Origin of the sequence: Sphingobacterium sp. UBA1498, assembly GCF_002325125.1 — a bacterium.
GTDB lineage: Bacteria > Bacteroidota > Bacteroidia > Sphingobacteriales > Sphingobacteriaceae > Sphingobacterium.
The window spans coordinates 286,623-307,841 of the sequence record NZ_DCRG01000032.1 but is presented as its reverse complement, the minus strand read 5'-3'; the positions used below and the strand labels follow the sequence as shown (position 1 = coordinate 307,841).

The following is a 21,219-nucleotide window of genomic DNA, read 5'->3' as shown; positions in this document are numbered from 1 at the left end:
CTCTTATATTTTCGATTATAAACCAGCCTGAAGGGTAAATGTGACACTTCGTGCAAAAGGATAAGTAATCCCTCTTTCCACCTTAATGGAAGACCAACGGAACAAATCATTAGCTATGACACCTATACGTAGGCTAGATAAAGCCAATTTTTTAGCAAACTCTTTACGGGCATCGTATGATAAATTAAACGATTGAAGGGCCAACAATTTATCGGGCATAATAAAGCGAGAAGAAACACGGGTTTGGCCAAGATCTTGAATGCTTTTGTAGAAAGTTACATCTCCAGGATTTTTCCATTTTTCCGCTAACACGCGACTGTCCACATTATAGCGTGGATCGGCATTTTCGACGCGGTCAACCAGCGTCTGATTATAGGTTTTTCCACCAAACCTAGCTTGAAAATAGGCCACCACCATAAATTGTTTATACCGCAAAGTTCCACCAAAAAATCCTTCCAGTTTTGGCGTTGCCACAGCAACAACATCAATATCACGTGAATTCCAATCATACGTTAATTGACCATTCTTTTTCAGAAATACCTCTTTTCCACTTTCTGGATCAATACCTAATGAGGGAACAGCATAAATTGCATCCAAAGATTGTCCCTCGTTATAGCGCAATAACGGTACAGCTTTTAAATCGTCTCCCTCTTGAGCCTCATCGACCCGCTGGTTATAGCTTTTTAGGGCATTTGATATCCGGACAATCTTATTTCTATTTCGGACCAAGTTGGCCATCAAACTCAGGGTCCACTGCTCATTTCGAATCGGAATCCAATTTGCATTAATTTCAAAACCTTTGTTTTCCAGATCACCTAAATTCTCCTTGTATGAACTAAAACCCGTCGAAGGAGCTAGATTAATATCAGCTAAAATATCCCGTGTAATTTTATAATAATAACGTGGCGATATCGTCAAACGATCCTTCCAAAGCCCCAGGTCGATCCCAAGATCCGTGTTTTGTGTTTTTTGCCAAGTCAGGTTTTCATTTCCGTAATTCCTAACTGAACTCCCCAAGCCCGATGAATACCAATTGCTTTTATCATAACTATAGGTGGTACGGGCCATATATGGATCAAATTGTACCGATCCTGTAAGACCCACCGTTGCCCTTAATCTTAATTGACTGATGACGTCATTGCTGAACCACGATTCTTTATGCATATTCCATCCAATACCAGTCGACCAAAATGGGGCCGTCCGTCTATTCGCTCCGAATTTTGATGAACCATCCATACGAAATGTGGCGTCAAACAAAAAACGGTTGTCATAGGAATAATTTGAACTTAAAAACACACCAAATAATCGTGAAGCACTGATGCTACTTGCCGGACTTCCCCCCTCTTCATAACCTTTAGCAAATCCTATACTAGTAAATCGGTCATTTGGAAATCCTATCGCCTTGAATGAACGCTCATCGAAGTTTTCTGTGCGGATATTAGTACCTCCAACAATATTAAAATTATGTTTATCAAGGGTACGCATCCAGTTTAAGCGTAGATTGGCATCCCAATACAATTCGTTATTTGAATAACTTTCATAGCTGCCTTTTTCGTCTGTACGGGAAGTAGCATAGGTATAAAAATCATTTGCCGACGGTGAGCGGAAATTGTCATTTGCGTTGAGGCGTTTTAATAAACTGACCTGACCACGTAAGCGCAAACCATTACCCAAATCAAAATCCCCTGAGAAGTTGTTCAGCAATTCGGTATAGCTGAGTTTATTAAAACTATTTAATGTTGCATTATAAAGTGGATTTAATACAACTTCTCGATTAAAGTTACCCTCGTTTGTGCGCCGGTTCCATGTATCCACTTCTTGTAATATATTGCCTTTCTCGTCAGTCATTCGATAATATGGATTCATATTCACGTATTCAGAAAATGAGCCATAAGGGGATTCCGTACCTCGCACTATCGTTACCGCAAGTTCATTCTGAAATCGGAGCTTATTTTTCACATTGTACGTAAAATTCAAGCCTCCAGAATACTGATCTCGTCCTGAACCCTTCATTACCCCAGGTCGAGTTTGATAACGTAAATCTACACCATAGCGGAAAGTTTCAGCTCCACCTTGAACGTAAAGGCCATGTTTTTGTCCAATCGCAGTGCGAACGGGTTGGGACAACCAATACGTATCTACCCCACCCAATACATTCGCTAATTTGTTATAGTACTTTTCATCCAGCTCTTCTTTTGATCGCTGCTGTATGACCGGATCATATAGTCCTGCTAATTTCTCATAAGCTAATTTATCGCTTGCATGTAATAAACTGTATCCTGTAAGATCAGGTGTATTTACATTGCTTTCAAGCGTATAAGTCAATTGCAGTTTACCTTCCTTAGGCATCTTGGTTGTGATGACCATAACGCCATTGGCCGCTCGAGAGCCATAGATCGCTGTCGCCGCCGCATCTTTCAAAATTGTAACACTCTCTATTCGGGTCATATCAAGATCGAGCACTTTTTGAACACTGACTTCGAAACCATCTAAAATAAACGCCGGCATATTGATGGCCGTCGTAATATTATCTCTTCGTAATACCTCACCGCTACCAGTCGGCAGTGACGACGATCCACGCACATTGATATTTGGCAAGGCATTCGGATTGGAGCCCGCAAGATTATTGTCGAGTAATTTAAACGATGGATCGAATACCTGCATCGCTTGTAGCACGTTTTGCGGATTTACCTGCCGCAGTTCATCACCGCTTTTGGTAATCGCGGTTCCCGTATAGGAATCTTTTTTTAGCACTTGATAACCTGTAACAACCACTTGCTCCAGTGCATTTGCCTCTTCTTCCATCACGATGCTATAATCGTCTTTAGTTTCAATCAAAGCGAGGGTGAAGTTTTTATAACCAACCCGACTTAATGTAAGCGGTTGCGTTGTGCCAACAAAGGAAAAACGCCCTTCTTGATCGGCTACTGCAATGGTATTACCCATTTGTGAAATATTCACTCCGGAAAGAGGCACCCGGTCTTTTCCCAAGATTTGGCCCCGGATCTGCTTTTGCAATGGTTTTCCCCCTTGTGGAAGGCTTCTGGGTTCAGCTTTCGGTGGACTAGCTTTCCGTTCCAGGAAAATTGTCTTCGATTCAATTGTATAGCCGATATCCTGCGGACTTAATATTTTATCAAGAAATAATTTAAGGGGCATTTTGTCCGCTTTGATGGAAATTGGCTTTGCCGATTCCAACATTTTTTTGGTTCCCAGCACCTCATAATTCGTCTGAATCTTGATAGCCTGCAGCACATCCATTAGCGGAACATTGCGCCCGGAATAGGTTACTGTTTGCGCATTTACCTTCTGGCCCAGCTGGAGTAAGACAGCAAAAACTAGCCATAAAAGGGTTCTGGTCGCTTGTGAAAAACAACTTAATTTCATTAATTCTAGTTAGTTTAGTTAGGTTAGATTGCAGAATCCACTGATTAGCTAAGTGGATTAACTGTCCAAATTGTTAATTTATGTTGTGTGGTCAAGTATAATTCTCTGTTCTCTAATGGCCTCCTTTCTGTGCTTTAGAATCATTATGTTCAATGATGAGTTTCCCATCGTCCGTCAGATGATACGACAGATCCTGATCTTTTAATATATTGAGGATGGTTGATAACTTGCTCGTTCTGAATGTTCCTCCAAAGAAGGAAACATCAGGCACATCGCCCTTATAAACCACATCAACCGCATACCATTGGGACAGTTCATCCATGACCTGCCGAAGTGACTTTCCATCAAAATTAAATTTGCCGTATACCCAGGCGATTTCCTGCTGTACGTTTACGGATTGTTTGATCAGCTGCGTTCCAGTGTTGACCGACTGATTTCCAGGGAGCAAGTTTACTTTTTGGCCTTTGATCAGTTCCTTTACCTGTACGCTACCCTCTAGCAGAGTTGTTTTAATTTGGGTTGATGTCGGATACGCGTTAATATTAAACTGCGTTCCAAATACTTGTACCTGCTGATTTTTGGTATGGACTATAAAAGGCTGATCTTTTCTTTTGGCAACTTCAAAAAATGCCTCGCCTTGGAGACTGACCTCGCGTTTGTCCTTTGCAAACTCCGTTGGATAAGAAAGTATCGTTCCGGCATTCAGCTTAACCCGCGTGCCGTCGGGCAAAGTGACATCATAGGTACCACCACGAGGAGTTTCTATTTTGGCAGACACCGCCGCATCGATCGAGGCTACTTCATGACCGTCGTCATAGCGTATATTACCCCCATTGATAACCACTTGTTTTTCATCTTTATTCAATGCATACCGTCTACCGTCCGAAAGTGTAATGATAGCCTGATGTGAGGCTGGAAGCCGGTCAATTGCAACTGTGCGCTGCGTTTCAACCGGATGACCGTTGTCCTGAAACCAATACCAGACGACAGACAGTGCCAAAAGCACGCTCGCGACAGCGACGTAAGGCCATAGACGCTTCACGAGTCCAACTCTTTCCTTTGAAGAATGGAACGAAATTTTAGTCTTTAGCGACTCGAAATTATGTTGCTTATCAAAATGCGCCAGACGGGCATACCCCTCACGTTGTTGTGCCTCATCCAGGCAACGTTGATAGACCTGTTGGTTCCATATCGATTCTTGCAGCCAGCTCTCCAAAAAAAGACGGTCTTCGCCACTGAGCGTTCCCCGCATTTCACGCAGTACAAGCGAACTGATAAGGATAAGTTTTTCTTCTTCTTTAGGATCCATTTTGAGCTATTTCATCTATAGATACCACACCGATTTAAAAAAGTACCAAAGACAACTGAAAAAAAATTAAATTTTTCCAAAAAGAACGATCAATGAGAGTAGATAATTAAAAGAATCGCGCTTCAAATGTTGGCGTAAAAGGCTTAGAGCACGTAATTTTTGATTTTTTACCGTTTGGATACTTAACTGCAGTAGATCCGCAATTTGCTGGTTGCTGTTGCCTTCGAGATAGCTCAACTGTATAATTTCGCGAGCTTTGGGTGGAAGCTTCTGAATAGCTTCATAAAGCTCGGCCATCGCTTCAGTATAAACTATTTCATGCAGATAGGATTTTTGATGCTGTTCCTGCTGCGCCATATAACTATCCACCCGATTCAATCTTCTGCTCCGGGCGGTCTGATGATTGATCCCAACGTGCCGGGTAGCCTGATAGAGGGCTGCCTTCAGATGTGACAGGCTCTCATAGCGTCGTCCACTTTCCCACAAGCGAATAAAGCCCTCTTCGGCAATATCGTGCGCTTCTCTGCTTTCATCCACAAAGCTTGATGCATATAAACAGATACGGCTGAAATAACGATTATAAACATGCGCACAAGCCTGCTCCTCTCCCTTTAGGAAAGCTTCAAGGAGTTCTTTTTCGCTCGTATAATTCATGGGTAGATTCGTTTAGCTAGCGGTACATCTTTTCGTGGATAAAGATAATTGAGTTTTTCATAATTTTAGTAATTCAGCCATAAATTTTTCAGCAAACTGCTTTGAAAATCAGTTAAAGTCAGTAATTTATTCAGAACTGTATCCTTACTCTTGTTTTTTGGCTCACAAATCCGCTACCTTTGAGCTATGCTTTTCAAAGCCAAACCTAAACCGTTAAATCAGCTTCTTTGTAGTATGACACGTTCCGCCAGACAATTTCCTGAAAACAGCATGCTCCGATATTTTATGATCTGGAAAATCCTGTGTCTCACCACATTTTCCGCCTACTGCCCAGCACAGGAGAGGCATACCGCCGACCGCGAAATACCGAGGCCTATTATTGAACGTGCCCTAGCGGCTTCCATAAAACTATTTGGTATCGACAGTGCAAGCCGCCAACAAAATAGTGCGCCTTTCAGTGGTGTCATTGTACGCTCAGATGGCTTTATTCTCACTGTGGCACATGCCACAAAGCCCGGCAATTATTATCAAGTTATTTTTTCCGATGGCAGCCAAGGTATTGCTAAGGCGCTCGGAAGATTGGTCGTCGACCAACAGCATAACTTGCCCGATATTGCCATGATGAAAATGCAGGGCGAAGGCCCCTGGCCTTTTGCAGAAATGGGCTGGTCCTCATCCATCATTGAAAACCAACGCTGCTTTGGACTATCGTATCCGGAAACACTACCTTTCAATATTCCCTTTCTCCGTGCTGGACGCATTCTAAAAAAAATGGATGAATATGGTTTTATTCAAAGCAGTAGTATTATGGAACCAGGCGATTCTGGCGGTCCCTTATTTGATGCGCTAGGGCGCGTAATTGGTCTTCATAGCCGTATTGATGCTCCTGAAGGCACCAATTTCGAAGTTCCCGTAAACAGCTACCGCAGATACTGGCGATCATTGACCCAGCCAGCAGCGATCCATAGTTACCCCACGGCGAACGATTCAATGGACAGTGATCCTTTAGCGGTGAAACTCATGGCATTAGGATTAGAAAAAACAGCAAAACCTCCGAAAACAAAATTTCAGTCCATTTCGATCAGTAGTACATTAGGTGGAGATAGCCTGCATATTTTAGGCACTGCTTTTAACCTGACAAACAATAAACAGGTAATTTTATCCAAAAGCAGTCAGGTCGGCGAAGCGCCAATTATCAAATTTGGAGACAAAGCCTATGCCTTGAAGATCCTGCTTAGAGATGACAAAAACGACCTTATAGCGCTGGTCAGTGACCATAAATTTCCCGCTTTCACAATAACCAAGACTACCGCACAAGGCATTCCTGATTCCTTACTTGGAATAAAGTTGTGGTCGCTACTTTCGGCCAGTCAGCGTAAAACCGGCGTCCTCGGCATGTTGCCCCAAAGATTTCCAAGAATTTCCATCCCCGGAACTTTCGATGCGCAGATGCAAGAAATTCAAGGCCTTCCAACCTTAACACAATTAGATAGCATGGGTGCTGCAGACCGAGCTGGACTTCATCCTGGCGATGAAATAATCGCATTAAACGGACATGATGTGGCGAGCGCCGCTAAAATCAACGCGGCGATGCAACAATTTTATGCAGGTGATACACTCGAAGTTCGCTTCCGACGTGGCGTGAACGAGCTGCAAACGAAACTTATTCTTTCCAAATGGAACCTTCGGGAAAACCCGCATCCCGCAAACAACATTCCTCAAGGGAAGTCATTGCGAAGGGATAATTTTCCGCGAGTATTTATCCACGATTCTCGTATCCATTCCGACGAATGCGGGAGTCCGATGATCGATAGCAACGGTAACTTCATAGGCTTCAACATTGCACGCTTTAGTCATACCGCCTGCCTTGCTATCCCGCGAGATACAATTATAGCGTTTTTATCCAGCCTCCAACACATGCTGTAGCAACAGAAAAAATCAAAACTTTACGTTATTTTTAATACCATCGCAATGTTGTTTTGAACGAAGCTCTCAGGTAAGGAGACCTGAAGAACATTGTCGAGTTGCTGATAGGAAATACGATCATCACTCCCGAGCAGCTGTATCCGCCTTACTTTTCTCGAATTCGGGGCCGAACGGCCTAAAGACTTAATTTTGATTTGCTTTTCGGTCGGCATCCCCATAATAAAGGCATACAAGACATTCCCCTTCGTGGTAAAACGGACGTCATCGCTGGTAAAAGCTTTTCCTTTCCCTTCATTGAAACCCTGAACACTCAATGACGGAGCCTCCTCCTGTGCAGGTCCCTCCCCAAAGATAAGCCATGGTCTCGTTCCAATGATGGCTTCCTGATGAACAGCCATCCAGTTTCCTATTCCTTGCACCACCGCCTTCGCTTTCTCGTCAATAGAACCATCTCCCCGCAAAGGTACACTTAATAATAAATTACCATTTTTACTGACCACATCAATCAACATGTGGACCACAGTTTTAGCAGATTTATAGTGATTATTATCATAAATACGACGGTCGTAATGCCAAGAGCCTATACAAGTACAGGTCTGCCAAGGCTGCGGTTCAATGGTATTGCTTTGCCCCCGTTCGATATCCCATACCAAGCATTTACGTTGCTGTTCATTCAGGATCTTCCCATTAATGACTACATCAACTTTACCATTATTTTCCTGCATGCTCTTATTATAAAAATCGGCGGCAATCTCCAGTCCAACATTACTTATTGGATAAAGCGGTAGCACCGTATCGTCGAAATAAACGATATCAGGATTGTAATTATGGATCAATTCCATCGTCCGCGCTTTAAAATTTTCACAGTATGCTTTATTAGGTACACTCACGCCAGAGTCGACATCCCAATGCCATTGCCGATGGACGGTATGATCGTCTTTGCTATCCAAACTAAGTTCATGCTCCTGCGCGTAAAGCTCCTGAGGGTCGTAGTCTGCCCACCATGTCCCTACACCATCTTTTTTTGTCAATTTACCATCATAAGGAACTCCGGCAAACTTTCCTTCTTTGTCACTTCGCTGAGCCGTTTCATACCAGGTCCAAGCATGTGCTGCGTGAACGCTCACGCCAAATTTAAGCCCTCTTTTTTTTGCTGCACTTTCCCAACCGCCCACAATATCTTTTTTAGGGCCAACATTGACGCTGTTCCATTTATGGTGGCTGCTGCGGTAAAGGTCCAAATTATCATGATGATTCGCTAGGGCCATAAAATATTGGGCTCCAGCATTTTTGTACAATTCCATCAATTCTTCAGGATTCCAATTTTCAGCTTTCCACTGATGAATAACATCCTTAAACCCAAAAATGGAAGGATGCCCATATTTTTGAACATGGTATGTATATTGATCCGACCCTTCCTGATACATGCCTCGCGCATACCAATCCCCCCTTTCCGGCTCACACTGTGGCCCCCAATGTGCCCATATACCAAATTTAGCATCCCTAAACCAATTAGGAACCTGATAGCTTTCTAGCGAACGCCAGTCGGGGTGAAAAGGAGCTTTTCCGAGGTACGCATGTGCCGCGCTGAATTTACCAAGGAAAAGGGTCGGAATAGTTGCACCGAGAAACTTAATTGCTGTTCTTCTGTCCATGATATGATGATCTGCGAAATGCCTCACCTAAAGATGTTCGACAAAGGCATTTGGTTTATAATCTGTTATCTTCTTGAATATCAAAAATACCTGAATTGAACCAACAAAGAAACTACATAATCGATGAATACTAATACAATATCGACACAGACACCTTTTTTTGTGCCGTTAGGCAATAAAAAAGGTGCCCTAAAAAGGGCACCCCCACCTAACACTAACTATGAATAAATAACCAATAACTTTCTCAGATCAATTGTTCATCTCATTACCTTTTAAATTTTTATTATTATCCAGTTCAGCTTGAGGGAAAGGATAATACATGGCTTTTGGCGACCAGCCCCCTTTCTTCAACGGCTCCAACCAGACAGGATCAGCCATTCCCCACCGCAACAAGTCAAAATACCGTTGATATTCACCGAGGAATTCGACAAATCGCTCATGAACGATAATATTTTTGACGGTATTCAATGAAACACCGTTTTTTACTAAACCCTGCGCAAGCAATCCGTCTACGTCAGGAATTGTTCCATTCGATTTTTGATACCAAAGATGCGGCTGTTCATCGGGAACGATATTATTGGCACGCTTCCTAACCAGGTTGATGTATTGCTTGGCTCCGGTGACATCCCCCCGCTCGTTGAGGCACTCCGCATAAAGAAGCAGCACATCACTATACCGAAAAATGCGGTCGTTGTTACCATTATCATAATCCGCTATTTGAACATCAGGACAATATTTTCTTGTGCCATATAAATCCTTATTAGTCGCTAAATTTTTCATCCAGTCCGTATAAGTGGTGACCTTACCATCCAATTGCGTAAAATTCGCACCATTCTCACACCATAAAGTCATGAACTTTCTAGGATCGCCGTCCTCAAATTGATCATGCGCCATTTTATTGGGAGCGAGATTCCACCAAGCGCCACCAGTACCGTCAAACATGCCGATTTCCTGCCATCGCCACGAACTCGATATATCGTCACCTAGCCAACCCGGGCCATTATAAAGCTGCACTTCAAAAACAGACTCCTGATTATTCTCTTTTGTCTCCAAGAAATTGTCCCTGTAAGAGGACATCAACTGGTACTCCTTACTATCAATAACACTTTTTAATTGAATCTCAGCATTTGCAAAATCCGCCGCCTGTCCTTTGGCCAAAATGGGTTTATAAAGGTAAGTTTTGGCGAGATAAGCTTGTGCAGCACCCTTTGTCGCTCTACCGATCATTTTACTGTCGGCATAAAGTGCTGCCCGTGTTGGCAACAATCCCGATGCCTTCTTGAAATCATCCACGATCTGCGCATAAACGGCTCCCGCCGGTGCATTGCCTGGATAATAATCTTCATTTGTTTCAACAGGTTTACTCATTAGCGGAATGGTTTCTCCAAACAACATTCCCAGATGCAGATAATTCAAACCTCGCAGAAAATACGCTTCCCCCAGCAGTCTATTTTTTCTATTCTGGTCTATTTCGCCCTCAAATTTCTGAATACGGTCGATAGCTAAATTAGCCGCAAATACCCCGTTCCAAAAATCTCTCCAGGTCTGAGCTGTCATCCCATCGCTCGCAGGCGTATTGTAGCTATCCTGATACATAGGCTCCCACTTAAACGTGTGGTTGTAATCATCTCCAGGAGCCAAAAGCTCAAAATACAAACTACGTGCATATCCACCCTGCGTACGCCCGATCAGCGCCTGGTATGCAGGTATAACCGAATTCTCCAATTGATCTGCTGTCTTATAATAGGTGTCTGTCGACAATTCCTGCGGATTGGAGAGATCCAAATTTGGTTTACAACTCGAAAACTGTAACAGCAGAGCAGCAGCAGCAAGTTTTATATAGTGTCTATTTATGATGTCCATATCGTGGTTAGAATGTAAATTGAATACCCATAAAATACTCTCTAGAATTTGGGAAGCTTAGTCCCCATGGCGTTTGCCCATCAATTCCACGGCTCAAATTCGAGCGTGTATCGCCCGACCCCACTTCAGGATCATACCCCGAATATTTGGTAAAGGTCAGCAGGTTTTTTGCGCCGACATAAAACCGTAATCGGTCGATCTTCCAGCGTTCAAGCGTTGGGCTAGAAAAACTGTAACCAATATTGACGACTTTGAGCCGCAGATAAGAACCATCCTCAACAAACCTGTTCGAAGCCCTTAAATTCTGATTAGGATCACCAAGCACAGCACGTGGAATATCGGTATCTGTATTTTTGGGATACACTGTCGTTTCACCGGATACTGGATTTTTGAAGATAAGTTCCTCCGCACGGTAGCGATCCAGCGTAGAAGCAAAATTGTTATAGTAATGGTACATTCCCTCGCCCCAATAGCGGCTATTGTTGTAGATATCGTTCCCTTGACTTCCCTGCCACATCATCGACAAATCAAAAATCCCGATAGCACTGCTATAACTTACGTCAGCATTGAACCCATAGCTAAAATCGGGTATTGGGCTTCCCAAAAAGTCCTTATCCTGATCATTTAAGACCTTGTCGCCATTTCGGTCGTTGAACCGCACATCCCCAAGTGCTGCATTGGGCGCAAAAGATTTATCTTCATCCAATTGCGCTTGGTTTGTATATAAACCGTTGGTTGTGTAGCCCCAAAATTCCCCCACTGAACGGCCAACGGCTGTCCTCGTTACATTTTCTCCCCCAGGTGAGATATTTCCCCACAAAATTTCATTATTATTGCCCAAGCTGAGCACACGGTTTTTCACAAAAGATATATTGGCTCCGATTTGATAGCTAAAATTGCCTGCTCGATCTTTATACGATGCCAAGACATCCCAGCCCCTGTTCCGTATGCTACCGGCATTCAGCACCGGAAAGTTGTTGCCATACCCAGCAGTGAACGAAATAGGCACATTGATCAGCATGTCTTCAGTCCTTTTATTGTAATAGTCGACGGTCAAAGCCAATTTATGATCAAAAAGTTCCAAATCGACACCAATATCAGTAGAGTACTGGCTTTCCCACTTTACATTCGGATTAGAAGGAGTCTGTGGTAAAGCACCAGTCACCATCACATTGTTGAGATAATACCACACATGATCAAAACTAACCGTCCGTTGATATTGATATTGTGCAATATCCGAATTACCCAGAAGTCCATAACTACCGCGGAGCTTCAATTCGCTGATTGCAGGAAATGCTTTCATAAATGATTCCTGACTGATGCGCCATCCCGCAGATACCGAAGGAAAATTTCCATAACGATATTGGTTGCTAAAGTTGGCCGATCCATCCCGTCGCATATTAAATGTCAGGAGATATCGATTGTCGTAATTATAGTTGACACGTCCAAGCATAGAATACATGGCCGACTGCCCCACGCCTGACCCAACCAGGCGGGAACTCGCCAAGGAGGCCGAATTGAGAATCAAAACATCTGGACTTGGCAACCCCCGGGCCCCGGCATTCACCGCATTGTAACGGGATTCTTCCGAGGTGATACCTGCCAAAGCCGAAATGGCATGTTTGCCAAAATTATTTTCATAAGTCAGCGTATTTTCAAATAACCATCGGTTATTCTGACTACTGGATATATTGAGTTCATCAGGACTATGGTTTTGATATTGACCGACCGAGTAGTTGCCAATGTAACCCTCATTCCGCACCCGGCTAAGGTCTATTCCCATATTAAATTTATAGACCAGTCCTTTTATAATTTCATAGGTAGCCCAGGCATTCCCATTTACCGAAAAGTTATCATTGACGTTTTTATTGAGGTATGCATTTGCCAATGCACTCTGCACGTCGGTTCCGTTGCCAGCTCCTGCAAATCCCGTACTGCTATTCGCATCATATAGCGGCAATGTCGAAGACCACTTCTGCGCATCGATGATATTTTTATCACTCCAGTTCCGGCGGGTATACCCCAAGGAAAGTGTTTCCCCTATCTTAAGTTTACCTTTGGTAAAATCAGAGATGAATTGGGCGCCATAATACTTGTTTTTATCTTGAATAATAATGGATTTATCTGTAGCATAAATACCACTTAACCGAAAATTGGCATTTTGAGAACCACCCGAAAGGGAAAGATTATGCCGTTGGTAATTGCCGGTCTGCAACAGTTCATCCATCATGTTATATCCTTCCCCAATGGCCATCGGTTTAGCGAGCGCAGCCAGGTAGTCTTGACGTGAAGGATCTTTATTATACATTTCCTCATTAATCAATTCCGCCAGCTGCTGTCCGTTTAATAGCGGTACATCATGAGAGATATTTTTGATGCCAGCGAAAGCATTGTAATCAATCTTCACATCTCCGGCTTTACCCCGTTTTGTGGTGACCAAAATAACGCCATTGGCACCCCGGGCACCATAAATGGCACTAGATGCAGCATCCTTCAACACCTGAATGCTGGCAATATTATTCTCGTCGGGCATTGCCCCGCCGATCATGCCGTCTACCACATAGAGGGGATCGGTTCCGTTAATGGATCCTACACCACGGATACGAATAGCTCCATTGGTTACCTGCACACCGGGCACAGCACTCTGAAGCGTGGCTATCGTTCCTCCAGGTACTTTTACAAGATCTTTAGTATCGACAACCGCAATAGAAGATGTTAGATCCACCTTCTTCTGCTTACCATATCCAACCACCACAACCTCATCCACCGCAATGGTTGTGGCAACAAGTGGAATGCTCACCTCTGAAGAGTTACCGATGACATATTCGACGAGTTTATAACCTACATTGGACACAATAATAGTCTCGCCCGGATTGAGCTTGAGCACAAATTCACCTTTCTCATTTGTGGATGTACTGAGTGTTTTATCTTTCACTCTGATCGATGCCCCGATAATGGGCTTTCCCTGATCACTTATGATCTTCCCATGGATCACTTTTTCTTGAGCAGACAGTCGTCCAATGGACATTAACATGGAAGCTATTAACAACCACTTCACTTTCCTATTCCTCTCTTTGGAAAAACAAAAGAAAGATGACACATAATTTCTGTTCATAATCTTACTTGATATAAATTTCTTGCTGCCTATTAAGGCAGGTACTTGGTTATTTATTGATATGAATTGGTTATTACTTACTTTCAAATTGTATATACTCACCCAATATGTGGGAAACGTATGCTTAAAAAATCATTATTCCCTTTATCAGCTCATTCCTTGTAAAATGAGTTAGCTATTTGCCGGTTGGTTATAAAGCAAAACTATTGTTTTCATTAAAATCTCTTTGCAACAAATATTTAAAAGAAGGGTAAAAATGTTTAAAACACAGGATCAAAGCGATCGATAAAGAGGTTCAATATCGCGCCATATAGCACAAATGACGCTCTTTTAGAAAAGATTACGAAGTGTTTGTATCAAAACAGGGAAATTCAATCGCTCAACGAAAACAATTCTATACCAAAAAAAATAGTGCAATAATTTCTAATCATTTAAAGAAATATAAAATATTTTTTTGCATCTTTGATATGATTTATACAATCTATTGAATTAACCATTTAATGATGTTTTGGATATTTTATCCAACCTACTAAAAAAAGAGCCAAATGTTATGGAATATTTTTCACTATTGAAACACCGTTCCGATGAAATCAAAAAATTCATTGCTAATTGTGGTATATTTTCCTTGCTCCTGAAAAATGGTCAAGTCATCCAGTTTATACCAGAAAATCCCGATCATTTTACCGAATGGCTAAACAGCAAGGGGGTTAAAAATATTAGAGGAAAACAGACAAATCCATGCCAATCTATCTTTGAGGAAAAATAGACATTATTTTTAGCTATTGGACTAAGGTCATTATGCGCATAAAAACCATATTATGCGCATAAAAAAATGAAAAATAGGTTTATTTCCATATCCTGAATGCATCAAATACGACATAGCCCAACGCATTGTTACCTGCAATTTGATACAGTCCAACGCGCAGCTTTTTACCATTCAGATCATTTCGTACAAATGGTGTGCCCGGTAGATCCTTCCAATCCAGACCATCTTTTGAGGAACGTAAAAAGAAATAATCACCCACCTTTTGAACCTGAAGATAAGGCGAAAAATTGATTCCCGTGCCCGTATTGTCTTCCTGAAAAATTTGCGGTCCAATGCTTCGCGAAAGATTGCCGAGGTTCCATCCCGTTAAAATACAATGATTGATGTAAACATCCTTTCTGTCCGCCGGTTGAATCATAATACCGGCTTCGTTTGATGTGCGTATCCCACGAGCCAATCCCGCTACATCGCTGACCTTGACTTCCACAGTAAAATCACCTTCCACCTCTTTATAAAGAAAAGGGCCGGGATGTAATTTGTCGCCCCACTTGGTATCTCTGGACTGTATTCTCCAGCTGCTGTTCTGCCAAGAAACCTCAGTCTGTGTACTATCATTCCAACCAATAGCTTCATATCCATCCCAAAAAGGGATCTTTTTACTTTTGGCTGTATCCCCCTGTAGTTGTGAGAACTGGAGCAAGTTAGGCTTTAGCTCCCGAACAGACAGTCGGGTGGGCTTGCTCACATGTCCAAAGACATCTTTGGCAAACACTTCGATGGCGTTCTCAATTTTGGACGATTTAAAAAGATGGTAGGGCTCTTGTTTCCAGCCCGATAGTTCACCTTCTCCCCGAAACAGATACCAAAGTCCTTGCTGTTTTTCCACCTGCACAAAGACCTGATTGCCATTGATAAAGTGCGGTGGCGAAAGTACCTTTGGAACATACCCTTCCAAACCATTAGCCAACCCTTCCTTCCACTGACTGAACCTTTTATTTACTACATCCGATGTTAAGCGATGTGGATAAGCACGAAAGAAATGAAAGGGATAAGTCAATTGGATACCGTTGTTCATGATCCGCAGCAGTTTGTCTGAATGACCCAGCTGTTCAAATTTACCATTATGATAGAATTTCTTCTTCCCATTATCAGCTGTAATCACAGCATGTTGCCACGCAGTACCATCGTACCAGTCGAAGTCCAAAGCATAGTTTTTTTCCTGCAATATCGCTGTCAAAGCCTTACTTTCAACGGTGTTTCCTTTTATTGACAGTCTGTTCCCCTTCACAACGGCTTCCGCATTCTGGAGCGTTACCAACGTGTCTGCTGCTGTTCCCTGGTTTCGTAAGGTAGTGAGCTTACCCAAGTTCAAATCATCACTTTGCAGCGCAAAAAATTGCCATTTCGGGTCAACATTTGCCAACTTGACTACTGCTTGCTCATCCAAGGCGGTATTATACAGTTTCAAACCCGCTACATAACCCGAAAAGTTTTGATTGAGTATGTCTGAAGCCCCAAGAACAAAAGACCTTCCCGGATTAACGAATAGCATTCTGTTTTCCGTACGCTGCAGCTTTCCATCCACATAAATAGACTCTTGATAGCCATCGAATGAGAATACAATGTGATGCCAGGCATTTGCCTCTGGAACAGACGAATACCCCATATCAGGCCACGATCCATGAATGATGGCACCCTGTTTTGGATCGCTGCCATAACCAAATAGCGCCTTACTGAGGTCCTGCGATCCCGACGACCAGGCGAGCAGCTGTTCAAATCTTTCGACCGTAGGATTATTTACCCACAGCGCAAGGCTAAACGAGCTGTTCCCTTCCAGCGACTGCGGTACGGCAAAACTCGATCGCAGCGCGGTGGTTCCATTAAAGAAAAAGGCTCGCTTTCCCTGATAATTTTTAACGGCCAATGCCTGTTCAGAACTAAACAATCCCCCTATCAAACCCTTATTTTTAATACTTTTCACATGTTGCCCCTCCTCGTAATCCGCTGCATCAATATGGATCAGATCACCTCGCGTTACTTCTTTAGCAGGCATGTGTTGTGGTGGCGACCACAATGTCTCCTGAGCGAGCTGCTGTGTATAAACCTTCATATTCCACAGACCACGAGGAAGGCCATTCAATTGCGTATTCAGTATATGCAGTCTAACATATCGCCCCAAAGCTTTACCATGTTCAACGATAGGACTTGCCCAACGGCTGTTATCCGAACGATCCACATAACTTGTCCAGCTTATTCCGTCGACAGAAGTCTCCAATCGGTACTGATAGGCATAAGTCGGGTACTCAAATTGAATGGCTATTGTCTGTATATCCACCACCTTACCCAAGTCTACTTCTACCCAGGCCGGTCCTTCGTTGTTCTTGGCCCTCCATAATGTTCCATTATTATTATCTACCACGAAAGAGGGTCTAAAATCCATAGTGTAGAAAGAGGATGCCCTCACTGCTTTCCCAAAAGCCAAATCGACCGGCTCTGCCTGAGAAGGTAGTACATCCTGCACGCCAGTGTGTGTAGGCCGCACCGGAACGATATCACCCTCTGGCGTAAAGAAAATTTCGTCCATCGCCACCTGACGGTGGAAACCACCTCCCGAATGCGGATTATTGTGTCTGTGATAAACAATAAAATAACGGTTGTCTAGCTCCAGCACACTATGATGTCCTGGGCCATGAATGCTACCATCCTCATTGGTGATCAAAATGGGATTGGTAGAGGGATATTCAAAAGGTCCCATAGGGCCTGCTTTACTTTTAACGTATTGTACGCGGTAGCTATCATCTTCACAATGCCCGGAAGAGTACATCAGATAATAGATGCCCTTACGTTTAAACATGTAAGGAGCCTCAAAAAAGTCCTTCGCCACGGTATTGGGGATCAACGCTGTCTTTTCGAAAGTTTTCATATCGTTATTGAGTATCCCTACAGCGCATCCATGATCGGGATAGATACCCCAGGTTCCCCAATACATATAGATACGGCCATCGTCATCTCGAAAGGTTTGCCCGTCTAGGGTAATCACGCCCGGAATCATATAATTTGGGATCATCGATTTGCCGTCAGGCACTAAAGGTTTCCAGGGTCCCGTTGGGCTGTCGCCCACCGCCCCAAAAATTTCAACAGGCTGACTATAATAGAGGTAATAACGGCCATCGTATCCCTGTGTCATATCCGGCGCCCAGTACCAATGTGTATTGGGCCAGTTCATCGGTTGAATCTTCCAGTTTCTTAAATCCTGCGATGTCCATACTTGTGACGGGCCCGCACCCCAGCCATTCCCATCAGTCGTCGCAAAAATATAATAGGTATCAGCAATTTTCTTAATCGTCGGATCAGCGAAATATCCAGGCAGTAGCGGATTCAACACATTCGGTTGCTGCCAAGGTTGTAACGACTGCGCGAACGTCTTGTTGCCCAACGACCAGTACATTATAGCCAGCACCGTAAAATAGAAAGAATTCATCCTCATAACGCAAAGTTTATTGGTTCAAAAATTGACAGCTCAACCAATCGATTTTATCACGAATAAAACCTACGATAAATGTCAATTTTACATTAAATTTATAAATCAGCAGCGGTATTCCAAATTTTGAAGTCAAATCGGTTAAGAATGGGCTATTTAAGGTTAAAATTCACCCATAAATACAGGGTACAATCATCCATCTTTGTAAGAGCAATGACCTTCGCTGTCTTAAAATGGTTACTAAAATGTCTAAAATGAATCTAAAAAAAAGCTATTGGATCCTATTTGCGCTCTTCTGCACACAGTTGTCAAATAGCGTGTATAGCCAGCAGGATGAACATCCGGTATGGAAAGCAGTAAAAGCACAGCAAGCCACTTTGGGCTTGGAAGAGGGTGCAAAAAGCTTCACCCTCAAAAAACTCAATGTGGCTATACTCAACGCATCGCAGACACTATCTTCCTTTCGACCCAATAGCGGCGAAAAGGGTTTTGACTATACGCCAGTTGAACTTCTAAACAAAAGGGATCGCAATCAGTTTTTTCATATCGGCGATATCAATATCCGTTTGCGTCGTCAGGGAGACAGCTCATGGACGGCCTATTCATCAGCTGCAGAACGTAAGCATGTCATCGCAATACCTCCTGCGAAAAACAACCTCGCTAGTGCAGATATTACTCCCACGCTTAACCATATCCCTTTGAAAGTGATCCGTCACTGGCAAGATGACCATGGTGATCTGATCTTGAGTTTTGAACTCACAAACCCCAACGATTATGCGATCGAGATTGGATCAATGGGTATCCCTCTCCCATTCAATAATAATATGGACTGGAAGAATCTCGATCAGGCACATGCCCAGAATGTCTTTTTCGATCCCTACATCGGTAAAGATGCCGGATATCTGCAAGTCAACCGCCTGCACGGCAACGGTCCAAGTTTGCTGGTATTGCCCTATAAAAATGCAGGATTTGAAGCCTACAATCCGCTTAATACAGACCCTACTCCCCGAAGTATTACTTTTGAGGGGTTTCATGAATGGCTGATCCACAGTAAGGCTCATGCCGAGACTGAATGGAAAGGTGTAGAACAATGGAATACACCGACTTCTACGTTCTTGAAACCACATGAATCAAAGACCTTTGCCTTGAAATTTGTCCTTGCCCCAAGTATCCGGGAAATAGAGTCGGAATTAGTGAAGAACAACAGGCCTGTAGCTATTGGCGTACCTGGCTATCTTGTTCCGATGAACAATCCGGCCAAACTTTTTATCAAGCACAACAAAGCTATTAAAAGTATCAGTGTTTATCCCGAAGGAGCATTAACCTTGACAAAAAAAGGAAACACACCGCAGCAATGGACCGAATATGAAGTGAAAGGCAACCGTTGGGGACGTGCAAGACTAACAATCAACTATCGGGACGGTATTACGCAGACAGTCCAATACAAAGTAATCAAGTCCGAAAAAGAAGTGGTTCAGGATCTCGGCCATTTCCTTACCACAAAACAATGGTATGAGAATGACAAAGATCCCTTCGGCCGCTCCCCGGCTGTCATATCATACGACTATGAGGAACAGCAACCCATCACCCAAAATAGAAGTGCCTGGTTTGCTGGTCTCAGTGACGAAGCTGGAGCGGCAAGCTGGCTTGCCGCACTGATGAAACAAGTATTGCAGCCCGATCAACAGGAAATAGCCAAATTGAAACGATTTGTCAATGAGACCTTATATGGCCATATCCAGCACAAAGAAGGAGACAAAAAATATGGGGTTGTTAAAAGCCTATTTTATTATGAACCCGACTCCATGCCAGCTGGCACTTATCGTACAGACATAAACTGGAAGACCTGGTCTGCCTGGCCGAAAAAAGAAGCCGACGATATTGGTCGTTCCTACAATTATCCTCATGTGGCAGCAGCGCACTGGGTGATGTACAGACTCGCCCGCAACTATACGAATTTAGTGAATGAAGAAAGCTGGCAAACTTACCTCGAACGGGCTTACCAAACGAGTATCGCCATGGTAGAAAAGGCACCTTACTACGCCCAGTTCGGCCAAATGGAAGGCAGTATCTTCCTTATCGTCTTACAAGATCTTCGCCGAGAAGGATTGACGACGATGGCCAATAACCTTGAAGCTGCTATGCGCAAGCGGGCAGAGCATTGGAAAACTCTTAATTATCCGTTCGGAAGTGAAATGCCTTGGGATTCCACGGGTCAAGAAGAAGTATTTCTTTGGTCGCGCTTTTTTGGCTTTGATGAGAAAGCACAGGTGACGTTGAATGCCATTATCGCCTATATGCCTACCGTTCCACACTGGGGTTACAACGGCAGTGCGCGGCGTTACTGGGATTTTGTTTATGGTGGGAAGCTTTCACGAATCGAGCGTCAGCTACATCACTACGGTTCAGCGCTTAATTCCATACCTGTTCTGACAGCTTATCGGGACCATCCCGATGATTTCTACTTGCTACGTATCGGACATGCAGGCATGATGGGAGCGCTGGCCAATGTCACAGCTGACGGCTTCGGTCCCGGAGCATTCCACTCCTACCCATCCACCTTGGCCAATGACGGGATCTCCGGAGATTACGGAACCGGTTTTTATGGCTATGCAGTCAATTCGGGAACCTATATAGTGGAGCACCCTGAATTTGGGTGGCTGGCATTCAGCGGTAATCTAAAAACCGAAAAACAGCTGGTCAAAGTTGCACTAACGACAGCATCCAAAGGCCGCGTGTTCCTTGCCAAGGAGAATCTTTGGCTCACAACAGATGCCGGCGAGATTGCCGAACTGCACTACGATCAAAAAGACCGCAGCATCACGCTGGTCTTCAATAGCGCTAGTCAGCAACCGATTACGAATATTTTGCTTAATGTTAATCCCGAAAGCAACTACGTAGTAGAAGGTTTCAGTAAGGATTCATTTAACCGTTATACAATACCTGCGTCAACGAAAATGATAAAATTGAAAAAGTTGAAATAAAAGTGCTACACTCGAGCACGCATAAGACAATAATAAAGGTGGCTTCCAACTCATGGAAGCCACCTTTTGCTTTCAATTG

10 protein-coding genes are annotated in these 21,219 nt (G+C 43.4%); 3 read left to right on the top strand and 7 right to left on the bottom strand.

Annotated features, from left to right (window positions below; genetic code table 11):
* Window positions 1-15: 15 nt before the first annotated feature.
* The 3 genes from B3139_RS18230 to B3139_RS18220 form a co-directional block, all read right to left on the bottom strand.
* Window positions 16-3,387, bottom strand: coding sequence for a SusC/RagA family TonB-linked outer membrane protein (locus tag B3139_RS18230; protein WP_293884965.1), 3,372 nt, complete (start codon window positions 3,385-3,387; stop codon window positions 16-18).
* Between the two features lie 112 nt (window positions 3,388-3,499).
* Window positions 3,500-4,696 (bottom strand): FecR family protein, encoded by a 1,197-nt coding sequence (locus B3139_RS18225; protein ID WP_293884964.1) that lies wholly within the window; start codon window positions 4,694-4,696, stop codon window positions 3,500-3,502.
* 66 nt (window positions 4,697-4,762) lie between these two features.
* Window positions 4,763-5,350, bottom strand: coding sequence for an RNA polymerase sigma factor (locus B3139_RS18220; RefSeq protein ID WP_293884963.1), 588 nt, complete (start codon window positions 5,348-5,350; stop codon window positions 4,763-4,765).
* A 234-nt stretch (window positions 5,351-5,584) separates the two neighbouring features.
* Here B3139_RS18220 and B3139_RS18215 point away from each other — a divergent pair, with 234 nt between their 5' ends.
* Window positions 5,585-7,276, top strand: coding sequence for a trypsin-like peptidase domain-containing protein (locus B3139_RS18215; protein ID WP_293884962.1), 1,692 nt, complete (start codon window positions 5,585-5,587; stop codon window positions 7,274-7,276).
* Window positions 7,277-7,296: 20 nt separating this feature from the next.
* Here the strand turns inward: B3139_RS18215 and B3139_RS18210 are convergent, their stop codons facing one another.
* The 3 genes from B3139_RS18210 to B3139_RS18200 all read right to left on the bottom strand — a co-directional run bounded on the left by B3139_RS18210 (window position 7,297) and on the right by B3139_RS18200 (window position 13,909).
* Entirely contained in the window at window positions 7,297-8,931 is a 1,635-nt protein-coding gene (locus B3139_RS18210) for an alpha-L-fucosidase (protein ID WP_293884961.1), read from the bottom strand.
* A 249-nt stretch (window positions 8,932-9,180) separates the two neighbouring features.
* On the bottom strand, window positions 9,181-10,794 hold the full coding sequence (locus B3139_RS18205; protein WP_293884960.1) for a RagB/SusD family nutrient uptake outer membrane protein: 1,614 nt from the start codon (window positions 10,792-10,794) through the stop codon (window positions 9,181-9,183).
* Between the two features lie 7 nt (window positions 10,795-10,801).
* Window positions 10,802-13,909 carry a SusC/RagA family TonB-linked outer membrane protein gene (locus tag B3139_RS18200; RefSeq protein WP_293884959.1) on the bottom strand — a complete coding sequence of 1,036 codons (3,108 nt, stop codon included), beginning with the start codon at window positions 13,907-13,909 and terminating at the stop codon, window positions 10,802-10,804.
* 508 nt (window positions 13,910-14,417) lie between these two features.
* Here B3139_RS18200 and B3139_RS18195 point away from each other — a divergent pair.
* On the top strand, window positions 14,418-14,675 hold the full coding sequence (locus tag B3139_RS18195; RefSeq protein WP_293884958.1) for a hypothetical protein: 258 nt from the start codon (window positions 14,418-14,420) through the stop codon (window positions 14,673-14,675).
* Window positions 14,676-14,754: 79 nt separating this feature from the next.
* On the opposite strand, the gene B3139_RS18190 is transcribed toward B3139_RS18195, so the two are convergent.
* The gene (locus B3139_RS18190; RefSeq protein ID WP_293884957.1) at window positions 14,755-18,162 is read right to left on the bottom strand and encodes a family 43 glycosylhydrolase; all 3,408 of its coding nucleotides are present in this window, start codon (window positions 18,160-18,162) and stop codon (window positions 14,755-14,757) included.
* A 248-nt stretch (window positions 18,163-18,410) separates the two neighbouring features.
* Here B3139_RS18190 and B3139_RS18185 point away from each other — a divergent pair, with 248 nt between their 5' ends.
* A complete protein-coding gene (locus tag B3139_RS18185; RefSeq protein ID WP_293884956.1) occupies window positions 18,411-21,140 on the top strand; it encodes a DUF5695 domain-containing protein in 2,730 nt (909 codons plus the stop codon).
* Window positions 21,141-21,219: the final 79 nt, after the last annotated feature.

What these genes read in the sequence shown, in the direction of transcription:
- B3139_RS18230 (WP_293884965.1), bottom strand. Translation starts at nt 3,387, where the DNA reads ATGAAATTAAGTTGTTTTTCACAAGCGACCAGAACCCTTTTATGGCTA.
- B3139_RS18225 (WP_293884964.1), bottom strand. Translation starts at nt 4,696, where the DNA reads ATGGATCCTAAAGAAGAAGAAAAACTTATCCTTATCAGTTCGCTTGTA.
- B3139_RS18220 (WP_293884963.1), bottom strand. Translation starts at nt 5,350, where the DNA reads ATGAATTATACGAGCGAAAAAGAACTCCTTGAAGCTTTCCTAAAGGGA.
- B3139_RS18215 (WP_293884962.1), top strand. Translation starts at nt 5,585, where the DNA reads ATGACACGTTCCGCCAGACAATTTCCTGAAAACAGCATGCTCCGATAT.
- B3139_RS18210 (WP_293884961.1), bottom strand. Translation starts at nt 8,931, where the DNA reads ATGGACAGAAGAACAGCAATTAAGTTTCTCGGTGCAACTATTCCGACC.
- B3139_RS18205 (WP_293884960.1), bottom strand. Translation starts at nt 10,794, where the DNA reads ATGGACATCATAAATAGACACTATATAAAACTTGCTGCTGCTGCTCTG.
- B3139_RS18200 (WP_293884959.1), bottom strand. Translation starts at nt 13,909, where the DNA reads ATGAACAGAAATTATGTGTCATCTTTCTTTTGTTTTTCCAAAGAGAGG.
- B3139_RS18190 (WP_293884957.1), bottom strand. Translation starts at nt 18,162, where the DNA reads ATGAGGATGAATTCTTTCTATTTTACGGTGCTGGCTATAATGTACTGG.
- B3139_RS18185 (WP_293884956.1), top strand. Translation starts at nt 18,411, where the DNA reads ATGAATCTAAAAAAAAGCTATTGGATCCTATTTGCGCTCTTCTGCACA.